Raw genomic sequence first — 23820 nt, 5'->3', positions numbered from 1 at the left:
AGGTAAGGAAAAAAACCTGTCCTCGTTAATGGCAAACGTTAGCGTAGCCTTTTTGGGCTTGGTCAGCTTTATGTTACTTACAAGGCAATTGAGCAAAGAACTTTTTGGAGAATGGGTTTTGTTTATAACCCTGGCCACTTTTGTAGATCTTTTGCGCTTTGGGTTAACACGCACTTCTTCAGTACGTTTATTATCTGGGGCAGATGATCAAAAACAAAAATGCATATTGGGTTGCACATTTAGAATCAATCTTAAGCTCTTGGGAGTATTGACATTTGTATGTTGGGGAGCTCACATGGCTCTGCTTTTTTTTAGCTTGGAGATTAATAACGGATATCGATTGTTCTTGTTTTACTATCCGTTTTTGGCATTATCCAATCTAAGTTGGAACAATGCCATGTCCTTATTTCAAGCAGAACAAAATTTTAGACGAATGATGATGGTAAGGCTATCCAATGTTGGCCTGTTCTGTTTGTTTCTCATTTTAAACCAGTGGTGGCTAAAACTGGGCCTTTTAGAAATCGTTTGGGTAAATATTGCAGTAAACGCCATTTCAGGTATTTGGTGTTCCATCAAAAACTGGGATGGGCTGATCTATGTGAGACATGCAACCAGAACAGTGGAAAAAGAGTTGGTGAATTTCGGTAAGTATTCTATGGGAACGCTGGTAAGTTCAAGTCTACTGAAGAGTTCTGACACTCTTATTATTGGAATGAGTCCAATTTTAGGGTCGGCCGGAATTGCCATGTATGCCATTCCATTAAAATTGACAGATCTTTTGGGGATACCATTACATAGTTTTGCCATGACTGCCTATCCGCGAATGTCCAAAAAATCAATTGAAGGTGACCTGGCAGCGGTTAAGAAGATTTTTTATTCATACGTGGGCATTGTCACATTGTTGTTTTTCCCGGTGGCTTTAACAGCTTTTGTCTTTGCAGAGCATATGGTGCTTTTCTTGGGGGGAAATGAATATTTGGATTCACTTCCATTGTTGACCTTGATTTTTAGAGTATTTACAGTCTATATTATGTTATTGCCCATAGATCGTTTTACTGGAGTTTTGTTGGATAGCATCAATAGGCCAAAATTGAATTTGTATAAAGTTTTGGTGATGACTTCGGCGAATATAATCCTGAATTTTTTAGCGGTATTCGTTTTCAAAAGTTTAGTTGCTGTTGCTGTAGGAACTGTTGTTTTCACAATAGTGGGAATGTTTTTAGGATTCTTCTATTTGAAAAGAGAGATTCAAATTCAAAGCAAACAAATAGTCTCTGAAAGTGTTCTCTTTCTTAAAAACCTTAAAGCACATTTGGGCTAATGAACACTTTTGAAACTACACAAGGCTCGGATTATCTAAGGAAACCATTACCTATTTTAATGCTTTTGTCGGTGGTGTTCGCTACAGCACATCTTACTGCAACCAAGGGGCTGGTGGCTGGGATTGGGGTTATGGTAGTACCTTTTGCAATTGTATATTTAGGAGCACTGTTTTTAAACCCTAGAATAGGGGTGATAACCGTACTTATTTTCAACTTTTTTGTTTTGGGTATTGGTAGATATGTTCCCATGACATGGGGATTACTAATGGATGGATTGATGGTTCTCATGTATCTGGCACTGTTCTTTAAGGCATTCCGAATAAAAGTACCTTGGAACAGAGCAAGTTCCCAACTAACAATTTTGGCCTCCGTTTGGTTTGGTTACGCCATATTTCAGATAGTAAACCCAGAAGCAGTAAGTATTGCCGCCTGGTTTTATGCAATGAGGGGGTTGTCTCTTTATATGTGGATGTTTATTCCTTTGGTTTTTATTCTTTTTAACAAACCAAAAGACCTTCAATTGTTCTTTATTATTTGGGGGGCTTTGTCCCTTTTGGCCACAATGAAAGGAATGCAACAATTAATTTTTGGAGTTGATCCTTTTGAACAAGCATGGTTAGATGCCGGTGGGGATGTAACTCATATATTATTTGGAAAACTTAGAATATTCTCTTTTTATTCCGATGCAGGTCAGTTTGGTGCCGCACAAGGGCATGCTGGAGTTGTTTTTGGAGTATTGACACTTTTTGCAAAGAACAAAAAATTTCAGATTTTTTGCGCTATTGTCTGCTTGACTGGGCTTGTGGGAATGATGATTTCCGGAACGCGTGGCGCAATTGCCGTGCCGGCAGCGGGAGGTATGATGTTCATAATTATAAGAAAACATATACCAAGTATTGTATTGGGAGTGTTAGCAGGAATAAGTGTTTTTGTATTCTTCAAGTATACTACCATCGGTAATGACAACGATCAAATACGCAGAATGCGAACAGCGTTTGATCCCAATGATGCTTCCTTACAGGTTCGGTTTGAAAATCAGGCAAGATTAAAAGGATATCTGGCCACCAGACCTTTTGGTGGCGGTATAGGCTCCACCGGAAACTGGGGGAAACGCTTTTCCCCGAACACTTTTTTGGCTAATACAGCTACAGATAGCTGGTTTGTGGCCGTTTGGGCAGATACAGGAATTGTTGGACTTTATCTGCACCTGTTCATACTCTTTTTTGTTTTGATTACGGGCGCATATAATGTAATGTACAAGATACGGGACGGTTGGCTAAAAGGGCAAATTGCCGCCTTGGTGTGTGGTATGTTTGGAATAATGGCAGCTTCCTACGGAAATGGAATTTTCGGGCAATTCCCCACTTGTATATTAATGTATGCAGGAATGGTATTTATGTTCATCGCCCCAAAACTGGACAAAAAAATAATGGAGAAAAAAGAAGCTGAATTGGCATTGGATGTTGCATCCTAACGAAGAAATAAATCAACCATGAAACCACTTGTATCAATTATCACCATCAATTATAATGAATCTGGAGTTACGCTAGACCTGCTGGGATCCATTAGAAATTTGTCCTACCCAAGTTATGAAGTGATTGTAGTTGACAATGCGTCACCAAATGACAATCCGGATATCATAAAAGAAAAATACCCAGAAGTTATCCTGATAAAAAGTGACGAAAATCTCGGTTTTGCCGGAGGCAACAATTTAGGGGTTAAACAGGCCCAAGGAGATTATCTACTTTTTATAAATAATGATACTATTGTTCCCAAAGACTTTATTGAACCTTTGGTGAAAACACTTCAAGAGGATAAAACCATTGGAATGGTGAGTCCAAAGATTAAATTTCATTGGGACCCAACTTTAATCCAATATGCAGGATATACGCCAATGAATCATTGGACAATTCGCAACAATAGCATAGGATACCATCAAAAAGATAATGGGAATTTTGATCAGGAGGGAGAAACCCAATCCATACACGGAGCGGCAATGATGATTCCCAAAACGGTGGTTGAAAATGTGGGAATGATGACCGAAATCTATTTTCTTTATTATGAAGAACATGACTGGGCCGAAATGGTAAAAAGAGCAGGCTATAAAATTTACTATCAACCAAAATCACATATTCTACATAAAGAATCTGTCTCCACAGGAAAATTTAGTCCCTTGAAGACCTATTACATTTCAAGAAACCGGATTCTCTTTGCACGGAGAAACTTTAAACCATTGCAACTCTGCATTAGCCTTTTGTTCCAGTGCTTTGTATCTATACCTAAAAACACGCTCGTTTTTATTGCAAAAAGAGAGTTTCAGCACTTAAGAGCTTTTTGGCGAGCCATTTCCTGGAATTTGACCCATGGAAGAACGGTCAACCAAGCATAAACAAAGGGCTATTATAGCTTAGCAAATATATACTTGTCTTTCCTTTACAACACGAATCAGGCTCTATACAACAAATACTTTTCTTTCTTAAAATGTAAGATAATATTTACAATATCAAATTATTTTATACTATGAACATTACAGTTATTGGTACAGGTTACGTTGGTTTGGTAACGGGTACTTGCTTCGCAGAAACAGGAATTAACGTGGTCTGCGTGGATATAGATGAGAAAAAAATTGAAAAACTGCGCAATGGCGAAGTTCCCATTTATGAACCAGGTCTGGACTTGCTTTTAGAGCGGAACATAGATAAGGGAAGAATTTCTTTTACCACAAGTTTAGAGAAAGGAATAAAAGGGAGTGATGCTATTTTTATAGCAGTAGGTACTCCCCCGGACGAAGATGGAAGTGCTGACTTAAAGTATGTTCTTGGTGTTGCTAGAGAGATTGGCCAACATATGGAAGATTACAAGGTGATTATTACCAAAAGCACGGTTCCAGTGGGAACATCTTATAAAGTAAAAGCTGCCGTGGAGGAAGAACTGGCGAGCAGAAATGTTCGTATTCCTTTTGACGTGGCTTCAAACCCTGAATTCTTGAAAGAAGGAAGTGCGGTCGATGATTTTCTAAAGCCAGATCGTATAGTGGTCGGTATAGAAAGCAAACGAGCGGAAAAGGTAATGAATAGACTCTATAAGCCTTTCCTCATGAATGGTCATCCCATACTGTTTATGGATATTTTCTCTTCGGAAATGACAAAGTACGCTGCAAATTCCATGCTGGCTACCAAGATTAGCTTTATGAACGATATTGCCAATCTATGCGAACTTGTTGGAGCCAATGTGGATTTAGTTAGAAAAGGGATTGGCTCAGATTCCAGAATTGGGAACAAATTCATTTACCCTGGAACGGGCTATGGAGGAAGTTGTTTTCCAAAAGATGTCCAGGCTCTGGTAAGGACCGCAGATGAGTACGGACATTCGCTTGAAGTCTTAAAAGCTGTTGAAAGTGTCAACTATAGACAAAAATCCGTATTGGTTGATAAAATCAAAAGTCATTTTGGAAAAGACCTAAAAGGCAAACAATTTGGACTTTGGGGATTGGCGTTCAAACCTAAAACAGATGATATGCGTGAAGCACCATCCTTGGTCATTATTGAACAATTAAAGGCCCTAGGTGCTACAATTAGAGCTTATGATCCGGTTGCTATGGAAGAAACAAAGAGAATGTTGGGGGATAAAATTGAATATGCCAAAGATGAATATGATGCCATAATTGATGCCGACGCTTTAATTGTGGTCACCGAATGGTCGGAATTTAGAATGCCCAACTTTAGAATCCTTGAAAAGTTGATGAACAACAAAACCATTTTTGATGGTCGAAATATTTATGATACAGACGAAATGATCGAGCAAGGTTTCACTTATTATAGTATAGGTAGAGATGTTGTCAAGGGAGAAAAAACGGAAGCCGTAAGTGTTTAATTATAAAGGATGTATAGATGGATACAATTAAGTTTTTATTATATGGTCTTGAATACCTTTTACTAGGTTATTTTGGATTTGCATCCATCTATATTTTTGTTTTCTCTTTTGCAGGGCTTTTTAAGAGAAAAAAACGGAATGAAATATTTAATAAACAGCGAAAGTTTGCTGTTTTAATCCCGGGCTATAAAGAAGATAGCGTTATTGTTGAAGTTGCAAAAAGCGCGCTGAATCAAAGCTATCATTCTGGGCTTTATGATGTTGTTATTATTGCTGATTCCTTCAAGGAAAGCACTTTGAATTCACTTAAACAATTGCCACTTCGTTTAGTTGAGGTTTCTTTTGAAAAAAGCACGAAGTCCAAAGCACTTAATCGAGCTATGGAAGTTATTGGTGATGCCTATGATGTGGCTTTGATTCTGGATGCTGATAATATAATGGAAGACCGATTCATTGAAAAGGTCAATACATCATTCAATCAAGGTTACAAAGTAGTCCAAGGACATAGGGCAGCAAAAAACACCAATACCTCCTTTGCCATATTGGACGCCATTAGCGAAGAGGTCAACAATCATATTTTTAGGAAAGGACATCGTGTTCTTGGTCTGTCTTCGGCCCTTATAGGTTCAGGGATGGCATTTGATTATTATTTCTTTAAGAACACCATGGCCAATGTGAATGCCGTGGGTGGTTTTGACAAGGAACTGGAATTAAAACTATTGAAAAACGGAACCAAAATTGAGTATCTGGACAATGCTTTGGTATTGGATGAAAAGGTTCAAAAAGCAGAAGTGTTTTCTAACCAGCGCAAGCGCTGGCTTTCTGCCCAGTTTGTTTATTTTGGAAGATATTTTGTCCCTGGTCTAAAAGAATTATTTGAAAAAGGAAATATTGATTTTTTTGATAAAGTGTATCAAATGGTATCGCCTCCAAGGGTATTATTACTTGGGTTAGTGGTAATCATTTCTTTCCTGTATTTTATCTTTAATACATTTTTTCCAACAGGTCTTTTGGCAGTTTCAGCATCATTTTGGTATGTGAGCTTATTACTGACCATACTGGCCTTTTTCTTTGCTATTCCCAGAAATTTTTATAGTGTAAAAACAGTGCAGGCTATACTCACCTTACCCAAGGCATTTTTACTCATGTTCCTGTCTCTTTTCAAACTAAAGGGAGCTAATAAAAAATTTATTCATACCCAGCACGGTACAATTAACGGTCAATAAAAAATGAAAATAGGGATAGAAGGACAACGTCTTTTCAGAAAAAAGAAACATGGGATGGACATGGTTGCTCTGGAGCTCATTAAAAACCTTCAGAAAATTGACCATAAAAATGAATATGTGGTTTTTGTAAAGCCAGATTTTGATGACACCTGCATACCTAATGCACCCAATTTTAAAGTAGTTCAATTGGAATCCAAATGGGGTTATCCAGGCTGGGAACAGCTAGCATTGCCCAAAGCAGCTCATAAGGAAGGTTGTGATGTTTTGCATTGCACTAGTAATACTGGGCCATTATTTTCCAAAGTTCCTCTGGTAACCACCTTGCACGATATTATTTATTTGGAAAGTATAAGTGTTTTTAAAAAAGAAGGAACATGGTATCAGAAATTGGGCAATATGTACCGACGGTATTTTGTGCCCCCGGTAATCAAGAAAAGCAAAAAGGTCATTACCGTTTCCAATTACGAAAAAGATCGGATCAATAACCATTTCGGATTTAAGGATGATAGATTAACTGCCATATACAACGGTGTTGGTTCGCATTTTAAAAAATTGACCGATCAAGACAGTTTAAGGGATATAAAAGATACCTATGCGCTGCCTGATAATTTCTTTTTCTTTCTTGGAAATACGGACCCAAAGAAAAATACCAAAGGTGTGTTGAAGGCATTTTCAGATTTTAATAAAGTGTATCCCAACCAATACAAATTGGTTATGTTGGATTATGATGAAAGAGAGCTTCAAAAACTTTTAGCATCCATTGATAGTGAAGAAATAAGACCACTGATTCATTTGACGGGATATGTTCCAAATACAGATTTACCGGCTATCATAAATCAATGTACAATATTCTTATACCCGTCGTTACGAGAAAGTTTTGGCATACCAATTCTTGAAGGGATGGCATGCGGGGTGCCTGTAATTACATCAACTACTTCATCAATGCCTGAAGTAGCTGGTGAGGATACTGCTTTAATGGTAGATCCCTTTAATACATTGGAGATAACTAATGCCATGAAGACCTTGGTCGAAGATAAAATATTGGCCCAGGTTTTGGCTGAAAAGGGAATTAAAAGAGCAAGACACTTTTCATGGGAAACCATGGCAAAGAATGTATTGGAACTATATGAAGATGTCCACAGCGAAATAAAAAATAGCTAGTATGATTAAAGGTCAAGATATTATAGTTGTAGGGATACAAGCTTGGGATATTGAAATTGGCAGTAACTGCAAAAATATTGCTGCTGAATTTGCCAAGCACAACAGGGTACTTTATGTAAATCCACCATTGGATAGGTCTACCTTGAGGAGAGGGAAAAACACAGAAAGAGTTCAAAAAAGAATTAGAATCAAAAATGGGGAAGAAACAGGATTGGTTCGTATTAAGGACAATCTTTGGAATTTATACCCAAAATCCATGACCGAGTCTATCAATTGGATTCCCTTTCATTCCATATTCAAGAAATTGAATAGAAGGAATTCGAAGATTTTTTCTAGTGATATTCAAGAGGCAATGCATCAATTAAAATTTAAGGATGTTTTGCTTTTTAATGATAGTTCCATGTTTTTGGGATTACATCTTAAGGAATTTTTATCTCCTAAAACGTATACCTATTACATGAGGGATTATTTGATTCGAGTTCCATATTGGAGAAAACATGGAGAGCGTATTGAACCGCAAATTATTCAACAAGCGGATACCGTTGTAAATAATTCCACACTTTACGCGGAATACGGATCTAAGTTCAACCCAAATAGTTTTATGGTGGGCCAAGGTTGTGATGTTTCCTTGTTCAATGATGAAAAAGATACAATTCAAATCCCAAAAGAATTTGATGCCATTCCCAAACCTATTATTGGATACGTTGGATATTTAACCAGCATGCGATTGGATATTGAACTCTTGGAGCATATGGCCAATACCAAGAAGAATTGGAGTATAGTTTTGGTTGGGCCTGAAGACGAAGATTTTAAATCATCAAAATTACATGAGTTGGACAATGTATTTTTCTTAGGAAGCAAGGATGGATCAGAGCTTCCAGCATATGTTAAAGGTTTTGATGTAGCTATGAACCCGCAGGTGGTAAACGACTGGACCATTGGAAATTACCCGCGTAAGATTGATGAATATTTAGCAATGGGCAAACCTACATTGGCAACTAGGACCAAGGCCATGGAAATGTTCAAAGAACATGTTTATCTGGGAAGCAATAAGGAAGAATATATTCAACTGGCAGAAAAAGCTTTGGCGGAAAACACCCCTGAACTGGTAAGAAAACGGATTGAATTTGCTAAAAGTCATACTTGGGAGAACAATGTTAGGGCTATTTATGACGCCATTAAAAAATCAGCATAGAATCAAAAAATGATGGGTTTAAAAGACAAAATAAAGAATAGTGAGGGCATTAAAAAATTTGTGCATTGGCTGCTAGTTCCTAAAAATCAGGCAAGACCTCGTTTATGGGTGAAATGGTTTGTCAACCCTTTTTATCATAAAAAAGGTAGAGGCGCGACAATTCGAAGAAGAACACGGGTGGATGTTCTGCCCTGGAACAGTTTTGAACTAGGGACAAATTCTACCATAGAAGATTTTTCAACCATTAACAACGGCGTTGGAGCAGTAAAAATTGGAAATAGAACACGGATAGGTCTTGGAAATACCATCATTGGTCCGGTTAGTATCGGGGACGATGTCCGTTTAGCACAAAATGTGGTGCTTTCTGGATTAAACCATAATTACGAAGACATTTCACAACCCATTCATGCACAAGGGGTATCCACTGCTAAGATTATTGTTGAAAAAGAAACATGGATAGGGGCGAACAGTGTTGTCGTTGCCGGGGTTATCATAGGGAAACATTGCATTATTGCAGGAGGAAGTGTGGTGACTAAGGATATTCCAGACTATTCTGTGGCGGTAGGTAATCCAGCAAGAGTTGTAAAGACATACAACCATGATACGGGAGAATGGGAAAGAGCCATCAAAAAAGATCTTGTAGCAGTATAATTCATAAATGAATTAAAAAAAGCAAAATGGAGTTTTTAAAAATATTTTTTTGGGTTTCACTTTTCATAATCTTTTACTCCTATTTGGGGTATGGCATATTATTGTTCTTAATCATCAAGATTCGAAGAGTTTTTGGGTTGGCCAAAAAGTTTGAAGGCAATAAGGAATATGAGCCAGAAGTAACCCTCTTTGTTACGGCCTTTAATGAAAAGGATTTTCTGGACCAAAAGGTTAAAAATTCCAAGAGTTTAAATTATCCCCAGGACAAGGTTACCCAGATTTGGGTAACGGATGGATCTAATGACGGAACTCCAGAGTTATTGAAGAAATACGATGGGGTTGAGGTATACCACAAGGATGGAAGGGCTGGGAAAATCGCAGCCATGAACAGGGGGGTGAAATTTGTAAAAACCCCTATTGTCATCTTTTCAGATGCCAATACCGATTTGGGAAAAAATTCCATAAAGGAAATTGTTCGCCTGTTCCGTAATCCAAAAGTAGGATGCGTTTCTGGTGAAAAGCGAATTTATTCCAAAGACGCGGATAGTGCTGCAGGTGCGGGAGAAGGAATGTATTGGAAATATGAGTCGCAGCTTAAAAAATGGGATGCGGAACTCTACTCTGTGGTCGGTGCCGCAGGAGAACTTTTTGCCATACGAACGGAGCTTTGGCAAGAGGTGGAAAAAGACACCTTGTTGGACGATTTTATGATTTCGCTACGGGTGGCCATGTCTGGTTATACCATTCAATACAATCCAGAAGCCTATGCAATTGAAACGGCATCTGCCAATGTGAAAGAGGAACTGAAACGAAAAGTTAGAATTTCTGCGGGTGGAATTCAATCTGTAGTTAGATTGAGAACCTTGCTGAATTTTTTCAAATATGGGACGCTCTCGTTTCAATATATTTCACATCGGGTTTTACGATGGACATTGACTCCACTGCTACTTCTTTTAATAATCCCAATAAATTTTGTTTTAGCCCAAAATGAAGGATTGTTCTCCTTAGGGTTGTTCAATGTATTATTTTGGGGGCAAATATTATTTTATGCAGCAGCATTGTTGGGTTGGTTTTTAGAAAATAGACAGATTCGTTTAAAAATACTTTTCATCCCATATTATTTCTTTATCATGAATCTCTCCGTGTTTCTTGGTTTTGGAAGATACATCAAGGGGAATCAATCGGTAAATTGGGAGCGTGCCAAACGCGATGTGCAGGCTGAAGCAGTTGCTTAATCTTGTTCCGAATAAACAGGTAGCTCGAAATAAAAGGTACTTCCTTTTCCAAGTTCACTTTTAATCTTTAATACTCCACCATTTTTTTGGACAAAATTTTGACAGAGTACAAGACCCAACCCTGTTCCAGGTTCTTTTTCAGTACCTAATTTGCTGAAATGTTCGTTGGGGTTCAGGATTTTTTTAATGTCTTCCTTAGAAATTCCATTGCCATTATCCTCGATTTCTATTGTAACTTTATTTTTTCCGGGTTTTGCGTTAATTTGAATAACTCCTTCAACCGGTGTGAATTTTATGGCATTGGAAAGTATATTTCGCAGTACTGTTTTGATCATATTGTTATCGGCAAAAGCGAAAACATCTGTAGTAACATTGTTTCGCATTTCAATTTGTTTATGATCACTACCCAATTTCAAAAGTCGAAATGTTTGTTCAACCAAATCGCTTAGGTCCAGCTTTTCTGGAATCATTTGAATTTGATTGCTTTCAGATTTGGCCCAACCCAATAGATTTTGAAGCAAGTTTAATGCTTCATCCATAGTTTTTAAAAGGTCATAAACAGTTTCGCCCAAAAATTTATCATCTTTTGGATCAATAATACCACGCATGATAAAGTCCATTTTTAACTTGGCGGCACTCAATGGGGAACGTAAATCGTGACCTATAATGGAAAACATCCTGTCCTTAAGATCATTTGACTGTCTAAGATTTTTGGCCTGTTCTTCAATTTGATTTTTGGCACGTATCAATTCAACATGCGTTTGAATTCTAGCAATTAATTCTTGCTCATTAAAAGGTTTAGTGACATAATCCACACCACCTACCTCAAAGCCTCTGACCTTATCTTTAACATTTACTTTCCCCGTAAGGAATATAACAGGGATATTTTGGAATTTTTTGACACTTTTTATTTTTTCACAAAGCTCAAAACCTTCTATTTTGGGCATGATAACATCGAGAAGAATTAGGTCTGGTTTACGCTGCTCTAGAAGTTCAAAAAGGTATTCATCATCACTGGTGCCCTCAAATTGATATTCATTTCGTTCTAAAATAAATCGTAATAATTCTAAATTTAGCTGTTCATCATCAACAGCAACGATATAAGGTTTTTCCATTTTAAGATATAAATACCTATCACTAAAGTAGGAAAAAGATTTAATATATAATAAGTATTATCTTTCTGAAAGAGAATTATAAAGCGATTTATTGGTTTACTTTGCTTTAAAGTATATATTAAAGTGTTCTACCAACAAAAATCAACCTTTCACAACAATAATTGAATGCAGATAAAAAGTAGGATTATATTTACAAAACAGTAATAAAGAGTAATCTTCATGATAAATATTTTGGTTACGGGAGGAGCAGGATTTATAGGTTCCAACTTTGTCCCTTATTTTTTGGAAGCAAATAAAAATGTCAATCTTATCAATATTGATGCCCTTACCTATGCCGGTAATTTGCAAAACTTGGATGAAGTTGAAACGCATGAGCGATATACATTCATCAAAGGGGATATTTGCGATAGAAAACTCATAGAAAAGATATTTGAACAATATACAATTCAGGGGGTAATTCATTTTGCTGCTGAATCTCATGTGGACAATTCCATTATTAATCCAGATGCTTTTATGCAGACCAATATTTTGGGCACATTTAATTTGATAGATGTTGCCAAAAAGTATTGGATGGTTGGGCCGGAAGTATATAAAGAGGCATTTAAAGATTCACGATTCCATCATGTGTCAACAGATGAGGTTTATGGAACATTGGGAAAAGAAGGTTTGTTTATGGAAACAACGCCATATGCGCCCAATAGTCCATATAGTGCTTCAAAAGCATCTTCAGATTTCATAGTAAGAAGTTACCACCATACCTATGGTATGAATGTGGTAACCACCAATTGTTCCAATAATTATGGGCCAAAACAACATGGTGAAAAGTTGATTCCAACCATAATACGAAAAGCTTGGGCGGGAGAACCCATTCCCATTTATGGCGATGGTTCCAACATACGGGATTGGTTATATGTTTTAGACCATTGTAAAGGAATAGCCCTTGCGTATTTCAAAGGTATTTCAGGTGAAACATACAACATTGGAGGAAGAAATGAGCGAAATAACCTGTACATAGCCCAAACGGTATGCGATATTTTGGATAAAAAACACCCGAGATCAGGGGGTACTTCCTATAGCGACTTGATCACCTATGTGAAAGATAGGGCAGGGCACGATTTTAGATATGCAATTGATGCTTCTAAAATTGAAAATGATCTAGGCTGGAAGGCAGATGAAAATTTTGAAACTGGCATTGAAAAGACCATTGATTGGTATTTGAACAAATTCATTCATAACCAATCCAAAAGTTTGGCTTAAAACGGATACGATGAAAGGAATAATATTGGCAGGAGGCTCGGGAACAAGGTTGCACCCCTTAACATTGGCGGTTAGCAAACAACTGATGCCCATCTACGACAAACCCATGATTTATTACCCGCTTTCAACATTAATAGAATCGGGAATTTGGGAAATACTAATTATATCAACACCACACGACCTACCCATGTTCCAAAGACTTTTGGGAGATGGCAGAAAGTATGGCTGCAGATTTGAATATGCTGTTCAAGAGCACCCGAATGGATTGGCGGAAGCTTTTATTATTGGGGAAGAATTTATTGGTGATGATAAAGTAGCTTTGATACTGGGCGACAATATTTTCTACGGGACAGGATTGGAAACGTTGTTGCAATCCAATAATGATCCAGATGGAGGCATTATTTATGCATATCATGTTACAGATCCAGAGAGATATGGTGTTGCTGAGTTCGATGAGAATGGAAATGTAATCTCCATAGAGGAAAAGCCACAAAAACCAAAATCCAATTTTGCCATTCCAGGGATTTATTTTTATGATAATGATGTGGTGGAAATTGCAAAAAACATTCAACCAAGTAAACGGGGTGAATTGGAAATAACCGATATCAACCAAGAATACTTAAAAAGAGGAAAGCTGAAAGTGAGCATCATGGACAGAGGTACGGCTTGGTTAGATACAGGAACCTTTCAGTCATTAATGCAGGCATCGCAGTTTGTTCAGGTTATAGAGGAAAGACAAGGGCTAAAAATTGGTGCTATTGAATCCTCTGCCTACAAAATGGGCTTTATTACCAAAAGCCAATTTAAAAAATTGACAGAGCCATTTTTAAAGAGTGGCTATAGCAAACGTTTATTAGAAGCATTGACATAAGAATGAAAGTTAATAAGACAGAAATAGAAGGTTGCTTTATTATGGAACCTACCGTGTTCGAGGACAAAAGAGGGTACTTTTTTGAAAGCTTCAACCAAGAAAAATTTGAAACCTTGACCGGTGCAAAACCATTTTTTGTCCAGGACAATGAATCTTTCTCCTCAAAGGGTGTGCTTAGGGGGCTCCATTTTCAAAAAGGGGAACATGCCCAGGCCAAGTTGGTTCGAGTTTTGGATGGTGAGGTGTTGGATGTAGCTGTTGATATAAGACCAAATTCCAAAACTTTTGGAAAAGTGGTTTCCACATTACTTTCATCAAACAATAAAAAACAGATGTTCATTCCACGGGGATGTGCACATGGTTTTGTAACTTTAAGCGATACAGCTAAGTTCTCGTACAAGTGCGATAATTTTTATAATGCGGCATCCGAGGGAGGGATAATTTATAACGACCCCACATTCAATATTGATTGGATTTTGGAAAGTGAGGATTTGATCATTTCAGAAAAAGATAAATTTTTACCTGTTTTTAAAGAAGCAGTTCCCCATTAATTTTACACCTATACTATGAAGATATTGGTTACCGGAGCATCTGGGCAATTGGGAAGCACATTTAAATCCCTTGTTGCTGAAGGAGGTACAAAAGATTTGGATTTCGTTTTCAAATCCTCCTCAGAACTGGATATTACGGACTTTGATGAAGTACGTGCTGAATTGGTTTCTTCCGATTATGCCTATTGTATCAATTGCGCTGCATTTACAAATGTAGACAAAGCGGAGGCCGATAATGATTTGGCGTATAGGGTGAATGTAACCGGGGCCAGAAACTTGGCCATGAACTGTAATAAAAGCAAAACCGTTTTAATCCATATTTCCACAGATTTTGTTTTTGATGGTTTTCTCAACACGCCTTATTTGGAGGATGATATTGCAAGACCGATTGGTTTTTATGGCGATACCAAGTATAAAGGTGAACGCGCCATCATCAATAATCTAGAAGAACATTTTGTTATTCGTACCTCATGGTTGTATTCAGAATTTGGGAATAACTTTATGAAGACCATGCTAAAGTTAGGTGCCGAAAGAGATGAACTTTCCGTAGTGTACGATCAAGTGGGAACTCCAACCTATGCCTTGGATTTGGCCAAGGTGGTTTTACATATTGTAAAAGCACATAGTATAGAGTACGGAGTGTATAATTATAGTAACGAAGGCGTCGCCAGTTGGTACGATTTTGCAAAGGCAATTTTTGAAGGGTACAATATCGATATCGATTTAAAACCCATCCTGTCAGAAGCATATCCTACCCCAGCGGAACGACCAAAATTTAGTGTTTTGGACAAAACCAAGATCAAAAATACCTTTGGATTGCAAATTCCACATTGGAAGGACAGCCTTGCTGTTGCTTTGAAAGCCTATTCCAAAATCAATATCTAGTACTTTTTTACATTTTTTTCTTTCAATTTCTGGGAAAACTTCAGTTTTCAGTAGATTTTCGTAGGTATTTGATTTTAGTGTATATCCGCGCCAAACTCTTGGTAGCATAAGCTTTAGTTTATATAGTTTGTAAAGAACGTGATTGTGAATTGTTGGTTGCGAAGGCAATAGTTTTACTGCCTTTTTCTTCATTACGGGATTTTATAGTATACCATCCAAATCCAATTGTTAGATGATATCTTCTGTTAGTTTTCATTTAGAAAATAGTATAAAGTAAATGAGAAGGGCTTTTTATTTTTAAGAACGAGAAAAGTAATCGGTCATTAGTAGTTTAAATGACCGATTACGAAGGTTGTTATGACAAGACAGACTCATTTAATACAATTGCCATATTGTATTCTTCCACTCTAAGCGTTTCCGCAATCACACCATAGCGTTCAGGTATTTTGGCCGCTAATTCAGAAGTCCAGAAAGCGTTTCTTGCGCTTTTTGTTTCAAATAAATAAATACCACTAATTGCTCCTGTAGTTTCCTCGGCTATGTAATACTTTTCAATAAGACCAGATACATTTCTAAAGAGATTCAAATCTTCATTACAGACTTCCATTAGCCTTTCTTGGCTATGGGAAGAATTAAATTTTACTGATAATACCGCTGTTACATTTTTCATTGTTATACATTTTAAATGATTATTAATTACAGCAGCAAAAGTATATGCGAGAAGCACCTATCGAATAGGCTAAAAAGTTTTAAAAATAGACTTTAAGGTTTATATGCTTAATGTGTTTGAAGATTGCGATATTGCAAAGGTGTGGACTTATATTTTTGTTTAAATACACGAATAAAATGGGATGGGTCTTCAAAACCGCATTCAAAGGAAAGTTGATTGACAGGTAGATCTGTATGTAATAAACGATGCAGTGCTAAATCTAATTTACGCTGCTTTAGCCAGTGGCCAGGTGTTACTTTATAATGGTCGTTAAAAGCTTTTTTAAATTTTGACAAACTCATATGACAAAGTTTTGCATAGTCCTCGATTTTCAGATTATAGCCAAAATTTTCTTCCATGATACGCGTCATATGATAGGTCTGATTTTGACATATGGAAATTAAATAGTCAGTAAGATGTTGATGTTCTTTATTTCCACAAAGACTTAATAACAGTTCTTCAAATTTTAGTTTTAACAATTCAGTGTTGGGTTTCTCATCTAAAGTGAGATAAGAACATATAGATTCACAATAATTTTCTAGTAATTTATTCGATTTTACTCTTAGCACAGCATCTTGGTCGGACAACTGTTTTTGGGCTGCATCTAAAAAGGAAGCGTTTTTTGTAAAAAATGATTTGATGAAATTGTCAGGAATAAAAAAGAAAATAGCACAGAACTCATCATCAAAAAACTGATGGGTAAGGTTGGCTCCCTTTTTTATGAATAGAATATCGCCTTTTTCAGCTTCATAATCATGATAGATACTTCGCCACATTTTTTTGCCAGAGGTGACAAAGGCAAAATAGTTGCTATCTGACCAGATTCCGAATTTTGTCTCTTCTTGTATACAGGTGTATTCAACAAATAGTAATTCGTTTACTTCCAGTTTATGAAAGCTGTCATTCTGTTTAATAAAAGAATACAAATTTACCATGTCATATAAATATTGCCGACGATTAAGATATGATTTGTTTTAATAAATTATATTCTACGATACGTGAAGTTCGGAAATTTTAATCTAAGATTCAATGGTATATTGATGGAAGTGGATTGTGGACTAACAAAGTTGTGATGGATAAATGGTGGCTCCATCCTTTGGAAAATGAAGATGGGTTGAAACAAAGTCAAAGTATCAAAACAGAAGGGATTGCACTTATAACCATTGTTGGCAATTTGTTATTTTGTTTTTTCTGTCCATTCGATGAATTTCATAAATTGCTCATTCCAATGTGATTTTTGTCCTTGTTCTGTTTCCTCCTGATAAGAATGGTCGCAACCAATACAAACTTCAAAAGTCAAATTTTCTTTCCTATTCTCAATAAATTTTACAGGAAGTAAATAAGCAGTTTCAATAGGTGTGCTTTCATCTTCTGTTCCAAAAAGGGCATATATTGGAATAGTCAGTTCAGTTAAATAATCTATAGGTGCTTTTTCATAGGAAGACCAGCGTTTGTTCGTAAATCCAAAATGGTCAATTTCTGTTGAATTAGGATTTTTAACTACCGACTTATACCAGTCTAGAATACCCATTATATTTTGATGAGCTGCCTTATCAGTGATGTCACCTTTTAAAGACTCAATTCTATTGAAAAGTGAAAACTCATAAAAATTATTTAGAACGTTTCCTGACCAAAATCCTAAATGAGTAATTTTTTTGTTCATTGTAGCTAGTGTAGCTCCAATTGCAGCACCTTCTGAATGACCATAAATGATAATTTTTTGAGATTTGGAAAGATGGTTGTTGATTATATGATTAATTGATATATCAATTTGATTTATTCTGTGATCAAGGTGGTTTTTGTCATAGTAGCTTTGAGGAATACTTATCTCTCCATCTTTATAAATCCCATCCATTCCTGGCTTCGGTATAATAGCATATGTATATGTCGAATCTAAATTTTTATAATCATCTCCAAACCAACGGTTAAAAATAGTTTTATCGTTTTTAACGGAATAGGAAAATATCGGATTAGCATCTGTGCCTTGTATGAAAACAACTAAATTTTCAGGTTTTACGTTGTAATTTTTTAGATAATAGGTAATAGTATCATTATTATTAACTATTTGTTCTTGAATGAAATCATACTTCAGAAGAGCATCAGTTATAGTTGGGTTGTCATTTATTTGAGCTAGACAAATAGAGGAAATAAGAGTGAAGAAAATAGCGATACATAGTTTCATTGATTTGTGTTTGATATTTGACGATTTATAAGCTTAAATGTTGCAGGTTTTGGGTCCCAATGATTGCCAATGTGCTAGTACAAGGGTAGTAGCGGTTATTTACACTTATTTTCAGAAAACAATATACCTAAATTAACGCAATAGCGGTTTGAATTAACACCCAAACCGCTATTGCGTTCATACAATGTTGTATTTATTCAGTAAGTTTCTCATTACGAGTTTTAAAATAAACGTAGAAACTCAAAATAATTGCTAATGAAGAAACAATTGTCATAACAGTTCCTGGCATAAAATTTACATAACCACCTAAATCCATAAATAGGAAGTATCCTAAATCTGCTAAGCCACCACAAATTGCAGCAAGAAATATGGCATTTTTATTTCCTTTCCAAACATAAAACGCTGATATGAAAGTGACAATTCCAATCCAAAAAAGGTTGAACCCATGTTGACCAATAATTGCTCCTGATGCTTCTGAATAATCCATCTGTAAAAGACTTGGTTCAATTGCGTCTGCAATCCCAGCAACTGAAGCTGAAATATCTCCTGTTAATATTCCTTTCATTGTAATTACTCCTGCTAAAACGTGAACCAAGCCCCAAATAATCCAGAGTACTGCTGATATCTTCAATAAATTTTTCATTTCTGTATGATTATGTTTTTTTGAAATGCAAAATTAAATCTGGTAGAAAACCTGTGCATTATGATTTCATAAGAAATGAATTAACTGCCTTTTTTCAAACGTTTAGCCTTGGCAGCACTCAGAGTTTCAGGATTAACACCAATGTACGATGCAATCATATGTTGCGGAACACGCTGAGCTATATTTGGATAGGTTTGAATGAAATATTCATAACGTTCAATGGCGTTTGTGCTGATAAGCATCAAAATACGTTTTTGCAATGCATTCAATCTTTTTGTAAGCGCTCCTACATTTTGTTTTTCCCTTTCAAGGTCTTTCTTCAATACAATAACGGTCGAATCTTCTAACGCATCTATAAAGAGACTTGACTTTGATTCAGGTTCACATGTGTCTGCTATAACCCATCCTTCAGGGGCGAACATGAAAACATTTTCTTTACCATTATTATCAATTGAGTAACTACGCAAGAGTCCAGTTTTGACATGGTACACTTTCGTGCCAAGTTCTCCACTTCGTTGAATTATTTCACCTTTTTTGATCTTTACTTCTTTCAAGGAAATTTATTTTCTAATGGCATACAATGTTAAGCTAAGGACTGTTTTAATTGTTTTTAGCGATTGATACGTGAAGTTCGGGAATTTTAATATAAGATTCAAAGGCTAATGGACGGATACTGATTTTAGAAAACAACCAAGCATATGCCTTTATACAAGCTGTTAAGCTCAATGTTGCTTTATCCAATTTTCTTCAAGTGCTTTTTTAAGTCGTTCTGGCTCAGGAGACCCGACCATAACCGATTTTCTTTTTCCGTTACTTGTATATTCTATGCTGACTGCCTTTGCCCCTTGAACGTTATATAGCATTCCTTTTGGAGTTAGTCTGATGCCAAGTCCGTAATACCAAGGGATTTTGATTATCTCCGCTTGTTCCAGTTCATCAATCTTTAATTTGATTCTAATCAATCCAATGCCATAAGTCAACTTTAGAGTTGAGCTGCTGAGTTCAACCGTTAGTTTGTAGAACATGAAGCATATAACCACAAAAATTGACACCAGAACCAAGAATGGAGTTGAAGGAAGTGGATTATTCCCCCATTGGTTTGCATACACCAAATAGGGAAGAATGATTATCAGTGCAAAAATCAATAGTACAACCCAGCCGATTTGTGATTTCTTGTATTTCATGAACTTCGTAAAATTGACCTTTACTTAAAGGATATGATTCGTTTCAATAAATTATATCAACAGATACGTGAAGTTAGGGATTTTTTAGCCTAAGATTCAAAGGCCAGCTAAAGCCCTTTAATCTGCACTTTATGAAAAGAATCTGCCTGTAGTTTAAGCAATTCTTCGGCCTTCTCCTTTTTGTAGCGGTACAATTCCTCTTCGTTTTTAATATCCTCGTAGATTTTCTGGTTGAGTTCCCCATCTGTGGAAAACAATAATTTACGTTGCGCTACTTTTTGTGTTACCCAAGTGGCCACCACACTTTCCTGCTCTTCAAACTTATAGTCATATTCTCCCTTTGGAGCCAAAAGTTTGGCAATAATGGGAGCGGTTTCAATGGCAAGAAACAAAAGGAAAATAAAAAAGGAAGGCAACCATGGCAATTTGTTCAAGGCATTGATACGTGCCATTAATCCATCAAAACCATCAATTATAGGCTGTGAATTGGTCACTGCTGTATCGTAGTCAGTTCCTAAACTGGCTATTTGGGCTTCAATAGCCTGTATTTTTTCTGTATTGGTTTGCTTAAGTGTACTCAATTCGGTCAAATAGGCATCATGCTTTTCACGTTTTTCCGCATAAACAGGTCCCTTTCCCAAAAGCCCCGTTCCTGCCGTACCCTCAGCTTCTGAAATATAGGTATCGTACAATGCATTGGTTTCTGCTTCTTTAACAGCAATTTCGTTTTTTAGTCGGGTGATTTCCTGATTAAGTCCCTCAACTTTAGGAGTGTATTGCAAAGCGATCTGTTCTTGGTTTGCCAAGGTCATGGCATTTTTTTCTTCCAGTAATACCTGATTTATTTCTTTCTCAAAAATCTTCATTTCAAGAGGTTTGGAAATCACAACGGCTATAATGATGGCCAAGATGATTCGCGGTGCCGCTTGTACAAGCTCACTTTTAAAATTGTCTCGTTTTTTTATGGTGGATACAATGTAACGGTCTAGATTAAAAATCAATAGACCCCAAATCAATCCAAAGAAAACAGAGGTGTAAATGTTATCAAAAACAGTGTAGAGCGCATACCCACTTGCAATAAAAGCCATTATGGCCGTAAAGAAAACAGTGGCGCCGATTCCAGCGTATTTGTTGCGTTCTCCGTTGGAACAAGTGTCTAAAATTTGGGTGTCCGCCCCGGAGCAGAAAATAAAAAAGCGTTGTAACATGATAGTGTTCGTTTGGTTCTGATTGACTATTAGAACGCAGTTTGTATGATTTTGTTACACAAAAAGCCTTCGAAATGAAGGCTTTAACAGTGATTTGTGATTTGATAAAGTGTATGGACGCCTAATTCTTTTTCCAAAAATATACTTTTGGCTTTCCATTTTTTGAACTCTTGGTATTTACCCTTTCTATTTCAGTGTTTTGGGTTAACCATAATGCTCTTTCGGTTGAGATAGGTTTGTCATTATAGAAAAATGAAGCCTCTTTTTCAATCATTTCCGTTAGGTCGATAAAAGAATTGGGATTCTTGTTTTTATTGGGATTCTTGTTATAGGAAACTTTGCTCAAATCGGTCAATACAACGGCATATTCATCTTCAGTGTAATCTTCAGTCGTCACTTGTATTGATCTATTGTTTTTTAACAACTGATAGGCTTTTACCGATGATATCTTGTTGCCGTTATAATAAAATGTTGGATTCTTTGTTGATTGTCCTTCAAGCTTTTTGCCCTGACGGTCCACTTGTTCCCCTTTAGTATTGAAATAGCTCGTTATATCATTTTTAGTACTGTAAAATAGCTCGTTTCCATTTACGGTTATGTTGCCTGTTTCCAAATTTATTTTTGAACCAGATGATTTTTTAACTCGAATGGGGCTTTTGGAAATTTTGACCTTTGGGTTTTTTGAGTTGTGCCCGGTGGTTTCGATATTCAGTTCTTTGTTTTTCTTTAATAATTCTATAGCACGATCTGAGGATATTTCTTTTCCTTCAAAATAAAACGTAGCTCCGTTCTTGGCCATATCAATAACATGGTCTAATGGTGATTGAGGGGCAGGTGGTACTTGAGGTTGAATAAACTTATCTTCCTTATGGGCTAACTCATAGTAGTTGGTATACAGTTCCATTATTTTGTCAAACTCAACATGTAAACTTTTCAGGCTCCCTTTTTCGTCTTTTCTATAGGCTTGTACATTTTGTTCGTAGGCTAACACACTATTTAAATATTGATTGAGAGCAGAATTTAATTCAGAAGAATAATTGTCTGTATTTACATGTTTGGCAATAGCAGGCGCAGGCGGTGGGAGGGTTGCATAATCATTTCCACGCGAGTTTGGATTTATACCAGATGATACAACCCATTGACTTTGGTTTTTAGTTTCAGGTTTTGGTGCTGAGGCTATTAGTGTATCTAATGACGTTGCATTTGTATAAGCGGCCTCGGCTATGCTGAATCTCAATCCAGGGGATTGGGGAGTATCAGGGGAAACTTCTTTAGGTGGTTCAGGGGCGGACGGCGGTTCAGGAAAATTGGGAAAAGGCTCTGCATTTGCTCTTTGTTTATCGGACATTAATCCGTGGAGATATTTCAATCGTTCTATATCTGCTCCTTCGATATGAAAATCACCTTGTTTGGATAACATCTCATTATACTTTTTGGCTATAGAGTTGTATTCGGCCATTTGTGCTCTAGTAGCGTTAATTTGGAAGTTTTTCTTTGTGGAAACGCCCCCTGCTATATCGCCGTTATCCTCTTCTATAGCTGGCGTGTCTTGGGCTGTAAAATTTGTTCTGCTAAACATTTCTTTGGTATTCTCATCTCCCGATTTTATGATTTCTGATGGTAGAGTTGGATTTTGATTGCTATTTGGTGGTGAACTACTGTCTTTTTCAACATATTTAATCTCGCTAAACCCATAAAGTAATAAGGCACATACGGGAAAGAGTAAAAGAGTTCTTAGTAATACAGCTTTTTTAGATGTTCTTTTTTTCATGATTGTAAATCGTTTTTTGATTGATGAATAATTAATGGAATTTGACATTCCGGTTGACTGATACTTTTTTAAACTTTCATGTGATAAGTATGATAGTAATGTATTCTGATAATTAACTGTGTCCCGCTCCTCTTCAATAACGGCTCTGTCCGCTAAAAACTCATGATTTAGTTTTATGCTTTTTTTGAATAAATAGATAAGTGGGTTGAACCAAAAAACCACCTGTAAGAGTTCAATGAAAAGAACATCTACACTATGGTATTGTCTGGCATGGGTTTCTTCGTGAGTCAGGATTTCTTTAGGAATGGTATTGGACTCAAAATTTCTTTTGTTCAAGAAAATGAAACTAAAAAAGGTATGTGGAGGCATTTTTTCCCTTAGCAATACCTTCGTGATAAAATTTTGTTTGATTTTTGGATTGTTCTTAATCCGCTTTAAAATTTGAAAAAGGTGCCTAAAAAACCGAAAACCAAAACCTACAATGCCTAACCCATAAACTGACCATAAAATTAAAGACCAGTTTAGTGTATTTATATCTTTTGGTTGTTCATTTATAATGGGTGAATACTCCTCATATGAAACGGGGAAAATGGTATTGGAAGTTAGTGCAGGTTCTACATACTCTACAAAAACAAGACTTGGAATAATAAAAGATACTATGATCCCTCCCAAGAGATAGAATCTTTTAAATTTATGGATGCTTTCTTTTTCCAATAGTAGTCTATAGAATACTAGAAATACAGCCAAACAAGCAAAAGTTTTTAATAGATATTCCAGCATG

The 23820-nt window shown here is 36.5% G+C and carries 22 protein-coding genes; 13 read left to right on the top strand and 9 right to left on the bottom strand.

The genetic code is table 11. The annotated features are described in order from the left end of the window. The first annotated feature begins 28 nt into the window (after positions 1 to 28). From AAY42_RS09770 to AAY42_RS09730, 9 genes are all read left to right on the top strand, one after another. Complete coding sequence (locus tag AAY42_RS09770; protein ID WP_175288748.1) at positions 29 to 1321, top strand: oligosaccharide flippase family protein; 1293 nt, start codon at positions 29 to 31, stop codon at positions 1319 to 1321. Continuing rightward, positions 1321 to 2796, top strand: coding sequence for an O-antigen ligase family protein (locus tag AAY42_RS09765; protein ID WP_055394650.1), 1476 nt, complete (start codon positions 1321 to 1323; stop codon positions 2794 to 2796). The genes AAY42_RS09770 and AAY42_RS09765 overlap by 1 nt, the downstream gene beginning before the upstream one ends. 18 nt (positions 2797 to 2814) lie before the next feature. Next, a complete protein-coding gene (locus AAY42_RS09760; RefSeq protein WP_055394648.1) occupies positions 2815 to 3711 on the top strand; it encodes a glycosyltransferase family 2 protein in 897 nt (298 codons plus the stop codon). 131 nt (positions 3712 to 3842) lie between these two features. Next, positions 3843 to 5195: a UDP-glucose dehydrogenase family protein gene (locus AAY42_RS09755; protein ID WP_055394646.1), complete on the top strand. Its 1353-nt coding sequence runs from the start codon at positions 3843 to 3845 to the stop codon at positions 5193 to 5195. Between the two features lie 17 nt (positions 5196 to 5212). After that, positions 5213 to 6421 carry a glycosyltransferase family 2 protein gene (locus AAY42_RS09750; protein ID WP_082433392.1) on the top strand — a complete coding sequence of 403 codons (1209 nt, stop codon included), beginning with the start codon at positions 5213 to 5215 and terminating at the stop codon, positions 6419 to 6421. 3 nt (positions 6422 to 6424) lie between these two features. Then, a complete protein-coding gene (locus AAY42_RS09745; protein WP_055394644.1) occupies positions 6425 to 7582 on the top strand; it encodes a glycosyltransferase family 4 protein in 1158 nt (385 codons plus the stop codon). A 1-nt stretch (position 7583) separates the two neighbouring features. Next, a complete protein-coding gene (locus AAY42_RS09740; protein WP_055394642.1) occupies positions 7584 to 8777 on the top strand; it encodes a glycosyltransferase in 1194 nt (397 codons plus the stop codon). A 9-nt stretch (positions 8778 to 8786) separates the two neighbouring features. After that, positions 8787 to 9428 (top strand): acyltransferase, encoded by a 642-nt coding sequence (locus AAY42_RS09735; RefSeq protein WP_245625610.1) that lies wholly within the window; start codon positions 8787 to 8789, stop codon positions 9426 to 9428. Positions 9429 to 9454: 26 nt separating this feature from the next. Next, complete coding sequence (locus AAY42_RS09730; protein ID WP_055394640.1) at positions 9455 to 10663, top strand: glycosyltransferase family 2 protein; 1209 nt, start codon at positions 9455 to 9457, stop codon at positions 10661 to 10663. Here the strand turns inward: AAY42_RS09730 and AAY42_RS09725 are convergent. Continuing rightward, a complete protein-coding gene (locus AAY42_RS09725; RefSeq protein ID WP_055394638.1) occupies positions 10660 to 11778 on the bottom strand; it encodes a hybrid sensor histidine kinase/response regulator in 1119 nt (372 codons plus the stop codon). The two genes, AAY42_RS09730 and AAY42_RS09725, sit on opposite strands and share 4 nt — an antisense overlap. Before the next feature lie 219 nt (positions 11779 to 11997). Here AAY42_RS09725 and rfbB point away from each other — a divergent pair, with 219 nt between their 5' ends. Genes rfbB through rfbD form a run of 4 tightly spaced genes read left to right on the top strand, consistent with a single transcriptional unit; the run spans position 11998 to position 15342 of the window. After that, entirely contained in the window at positions 11998 to 13035 is a 1038-nt protein-coding gene (gene rfbB, locus AAY42_RS09720) for a dTDP-glucose 4,6-dehydratase (protein ID WP_055394636.1), read from the top strand. A 10-nt stretch (positions 13036 to 13045) separates the two neighbouring features. Next, complete coding sequence (rfbA, locus tag AAY42_RS09715; protein ID WP_055394634.1) at positions 13046 to 13906, top strand: glucose-1-phosphate thymidylyltransferase RfbA; 861 nt, start codon at positions 13046 to 13048, stop codon at positions 13904 to 13906. Between the two features lie 2 nt (positions 13907 to 13908). Next, on the top strand, positions 13909 to 14457 hold the full coding sequence (gene rfbC / locus AAY42_RS09710; RefSeq protein ID WP_055394632.1) for a dTDP-4-dehydrorhamnose 3,5-epimerase: 549 nt from the start codon (positions 13909 to 13911) through the stop codon (positions 14455 to 14457). 15 nt (positions 14458 to 14472) lie between these two features. Beyond that, positions 14473 to 15342, top strand: coding sequence for a dTDP-4-dehydrorhamnose reductase (gene rfbD, locus AAY42_RS09705; RefSeq protein ID WP_055394630.1), 870 nt, complete (start codon positions 14473 to 14475; stop codon positions 15340 to 15342). A gap of 355 nt (positions 15343 to 15697) precedes the next feature. On the opposite strand, the gene AAY42_RS09700 is transcribed toward rfbD, so the two are convergent. The 8 genes from AAY42_RS09700 to AAY42_RS09665 form a co-directional block, all read right to left on the bottom strand. Further along, complete coding sequence (locus AAY42_RS09700; protein ID WP_055394628.1) at positions 15698 to 16012, bottom strand: YdhR family protein; 315 nt, start codon at positions 16010 to 16012, stop codon at positions 15698 to 15700. Between the two features lie 107 nt (positions 16013 to 16119). Continuing rightward, positions 16120 to 16986 (bottom strand): helix-turn-helix domain-containing protein, encoded by an 867-nt coding sequence (locus tag AAY42_RS09695; protein WP_055394627.1) that lies wholly within the window; start codon positions 16984 to 16986, stop codon positions 16120 to 16122. Positions 16987 to 17228: 242 nt separating this feature from the next. After that, complete coding sequence (locus AAY42_RS09690; protein ID WP_055394626.1) at positions 17229 to 18233, bottom strand: hypothetical protein; 1005 nt, start codon at positions 18231 to 18233, stop codon at positions 17229 to 17231. 193 nt (positions 18234 to 18426) lie between these two features. Then, on the bottom strand, positions 18427 to 18876 hold the full coding sequence (locus AAY42_RS09685; RefSeq protein ID WP_055394623.1) for a hypothetical protein: 450 nt from the start codon (positions 18874 to 18876) through the stop codon (positions 18427 to 18429). An 80-nt stretch (positions 18877 to 18956) separates the two neighbouring features. Next, positions 18957 to 19430 carry a Crp/Fnr family transcriptional regulator gene (locus AAY42_RS09680; protein WP_055394621.1) on the bottom strand — a complete coding sequence of 158 codons (474 nt, stop codon included), beginning with the start codon at positions 19428 to 19430 and terminating at the stop codon, positions 18957 to 18959. Positions 19431 to 19598: 168 nt separating this feature from the next. Next, positions 19599 to 20060, bottom strand: a complete 462-nt coding sequence (locus AAY42_RS09675) for a hypothetical protein (protein WP_055394619.1) — start codon at positions 20058 to 20060, stop codon at positions 19599 to 19601. A 107-nt stretch (positions 20061 to 20167) separates the two neighbouring features. Further along, positions 20168 to 21268 (bottom strand): DUF4407 domain-containing protein, encoded by a 1101-nt coding sequence (locus AAY42_RS09670; protein ID WP_055394617.1) that lies wholly within the window; start codon positions 21266 to 21268, stop codon positions 20168 to 20170. A 121-nt stretch (positions 21269 to 21389) separates the two neighbouring features. After that, complete coding sequence (locus AAY42_RS09665) at positions 21390 to 23819, bottom strand: M56 family metallopeptidase (protein ID WP_055394615.1); 2430 nt, start codon at positions 23817 to 23819, stop codon at positions 21390 to 21392. Position 23820: the final 1 nt, after the last annotated feature.

Source organism: Flagellimonas eckloniae, from assembly GCF_001413955.1.
Taxonomy (GTDB): Bacteria; Bacteroidota; Bacteroidia; order Flavobacteriales; family Flavobacteriaceae; genus Flagellimonas; species Flagellimonas eckloniae.
The sequence above is the reverse complement of the archived record's forward strand: the minus strand, read 5'-3'. Positions and strand labels throughout refer to the sequence as shown.

Excerpts from the sequence above, each read along its gene's own strand:
- AAY42_RS09770 (WP_175288748.1), top strand. The coding sequence starts at position 29 with ATGGCAAACGTTAGCGTAGCCTTTTTGGGCTTGGTCAGCTTTATGTTA.
- AAY42_RS09765 (WP_055394650.1), top strand. The coding sequence starts at position 1,321 with ATGAACACTTTTGAAACTACACAAGGCTCGGATTATCTAAGGAAACCA.
- AAY42_RS09760 (WP_055394648.1), top strand. The coding sequence starts at position 2,815 with ATGAAACCACTTGTATCAATTATCACCATCAATTATAATGAATCTGGA.
- AAY42_RS09755 (WP_055394646.1), top strand. The coding sequence starts at position 3,843 with ATGAACATTACAGTTATTGGTACAGGTTACGTTGGTTTGGTAACGGGT.
- AAY42_RS09750 (WP_082433392.1), top strand. The coding sequence starts at position 5,213 with ATGGATACAATTAAGTTTTTATTATATGGTCTTGAATACCTTTTACTA.
- AAY42_RS09745 (WP_055394644.1), top strand. The coding sequence starts at position 6,425 with ATGAAAATAGGGATAGAAGGACAACGTCTTTTCAGAAAAAAGAAACAT.
- AAY42_RS09740 (WP_055394642.1), top strand. The coding sequence starts at position 7,584 with ATGATTAAAGGTCAAGATATTATAGTTGTAGGGATACAAGCTTGGGAT.
- AAY42_RS09735 (WP_245625610.1), top strand. The coding sequence starts at position 8,787 with ATGATGGGTTTAAAAGACAAAATAAAGAATAGTGAGGGCATTAAAAAA.
- AAY42_RS09730 (WP_055394640.1), top strand. The coding sequence starts at position 9,455 with ATGGAGTTTTTAAAAATATTTTTTTGGGTTTCACTTTTCATAATCTTT.
- AAY42_RS09725 (WP_055394638.1), bottom strand. The coding sequence starts at position 11,778 with ATGGAAAAACCTTATATCGTTGCTGTTGATGATGAACAGCTAAATTTA.
- rfbB (WP_055394636.1), top strand. The coding sequence starts at position 11,998 with ATGATAAATATTTTGGTTACGGGAGGAGCAGGATTTATAGGTTCCAAC.
- rfbA (WP_055394634.1), top strand. The coding sequence starts at position 13,046 with ATGAAAGGAATAATATTGGCAGGAGGCTCGGGAACAAGGTTGCACCCC.
- rfbC (WP_055394632.1), top strand. The coding sequence starts at position 13,909 with ATGAAAGTTAATAAGACAGAAATAGAAGGTTGCTTTATTATGGAACCT.
- rfbD (WP_055394630.1), top strand. The coding sequence starts at position 14,473 with ATGAAGATATTGGTTACCGGAGCATCTGGGCAATTGGGAAGCACATTT.
- AAY42_RS09700 (WP_055394628.1), bottom strand. The coding sequence starts at position 16,012 with ATGAAAAATGTAACAGCGGTATTATCAGTAAAATTTAATTCTTCCCAT.
- AAY42_RS09695 (WP_055394627.1), bottom strand. The coding sequence starts at position 16,986 with ATGGTAAATTTGTATTCTTTTATTAAACAGAATGACAGCTTTCATAAA.
- AAY42_RS09690 (WP_055394626.1), bottom strand. The coding sequence starts at position 18,233 with ATGAAACTATGTATCGCTATTTTCTTCACTCTTATTTCCTCTATTTGT.
- AAY42_RS09685 (WP_055394623.1), bottom strand. The coding sequence starts at position 18,876 with ATGAAAAATTTATTGAAGATATCAGCAGTACTCTGGATTATTTGGGGC.
- AAY42_RS09675 (WP_055394619.1), bottom strand. The coding sequence starts at position 20,060 with ATGAAATACAAGAAATCACAAATCGGCTGGGTTGTACTATTGATTTTT.
- AAY42_RS09670 (WP_055394617.1), bottom strand. The coding sequence starts at position 21,268 with ATGTTACAACGCTTTTTTATTTTCTGCTCCGGGGCGGACACCCAAATT.
- AAY42_RS09665 (WP_055394615.1), bottom strand. The coding sequence starts at position 23,819 with ATGCTGGAATATCTATTAAAAACTTTTGCTTGTTTGGCTGTATTTCTA.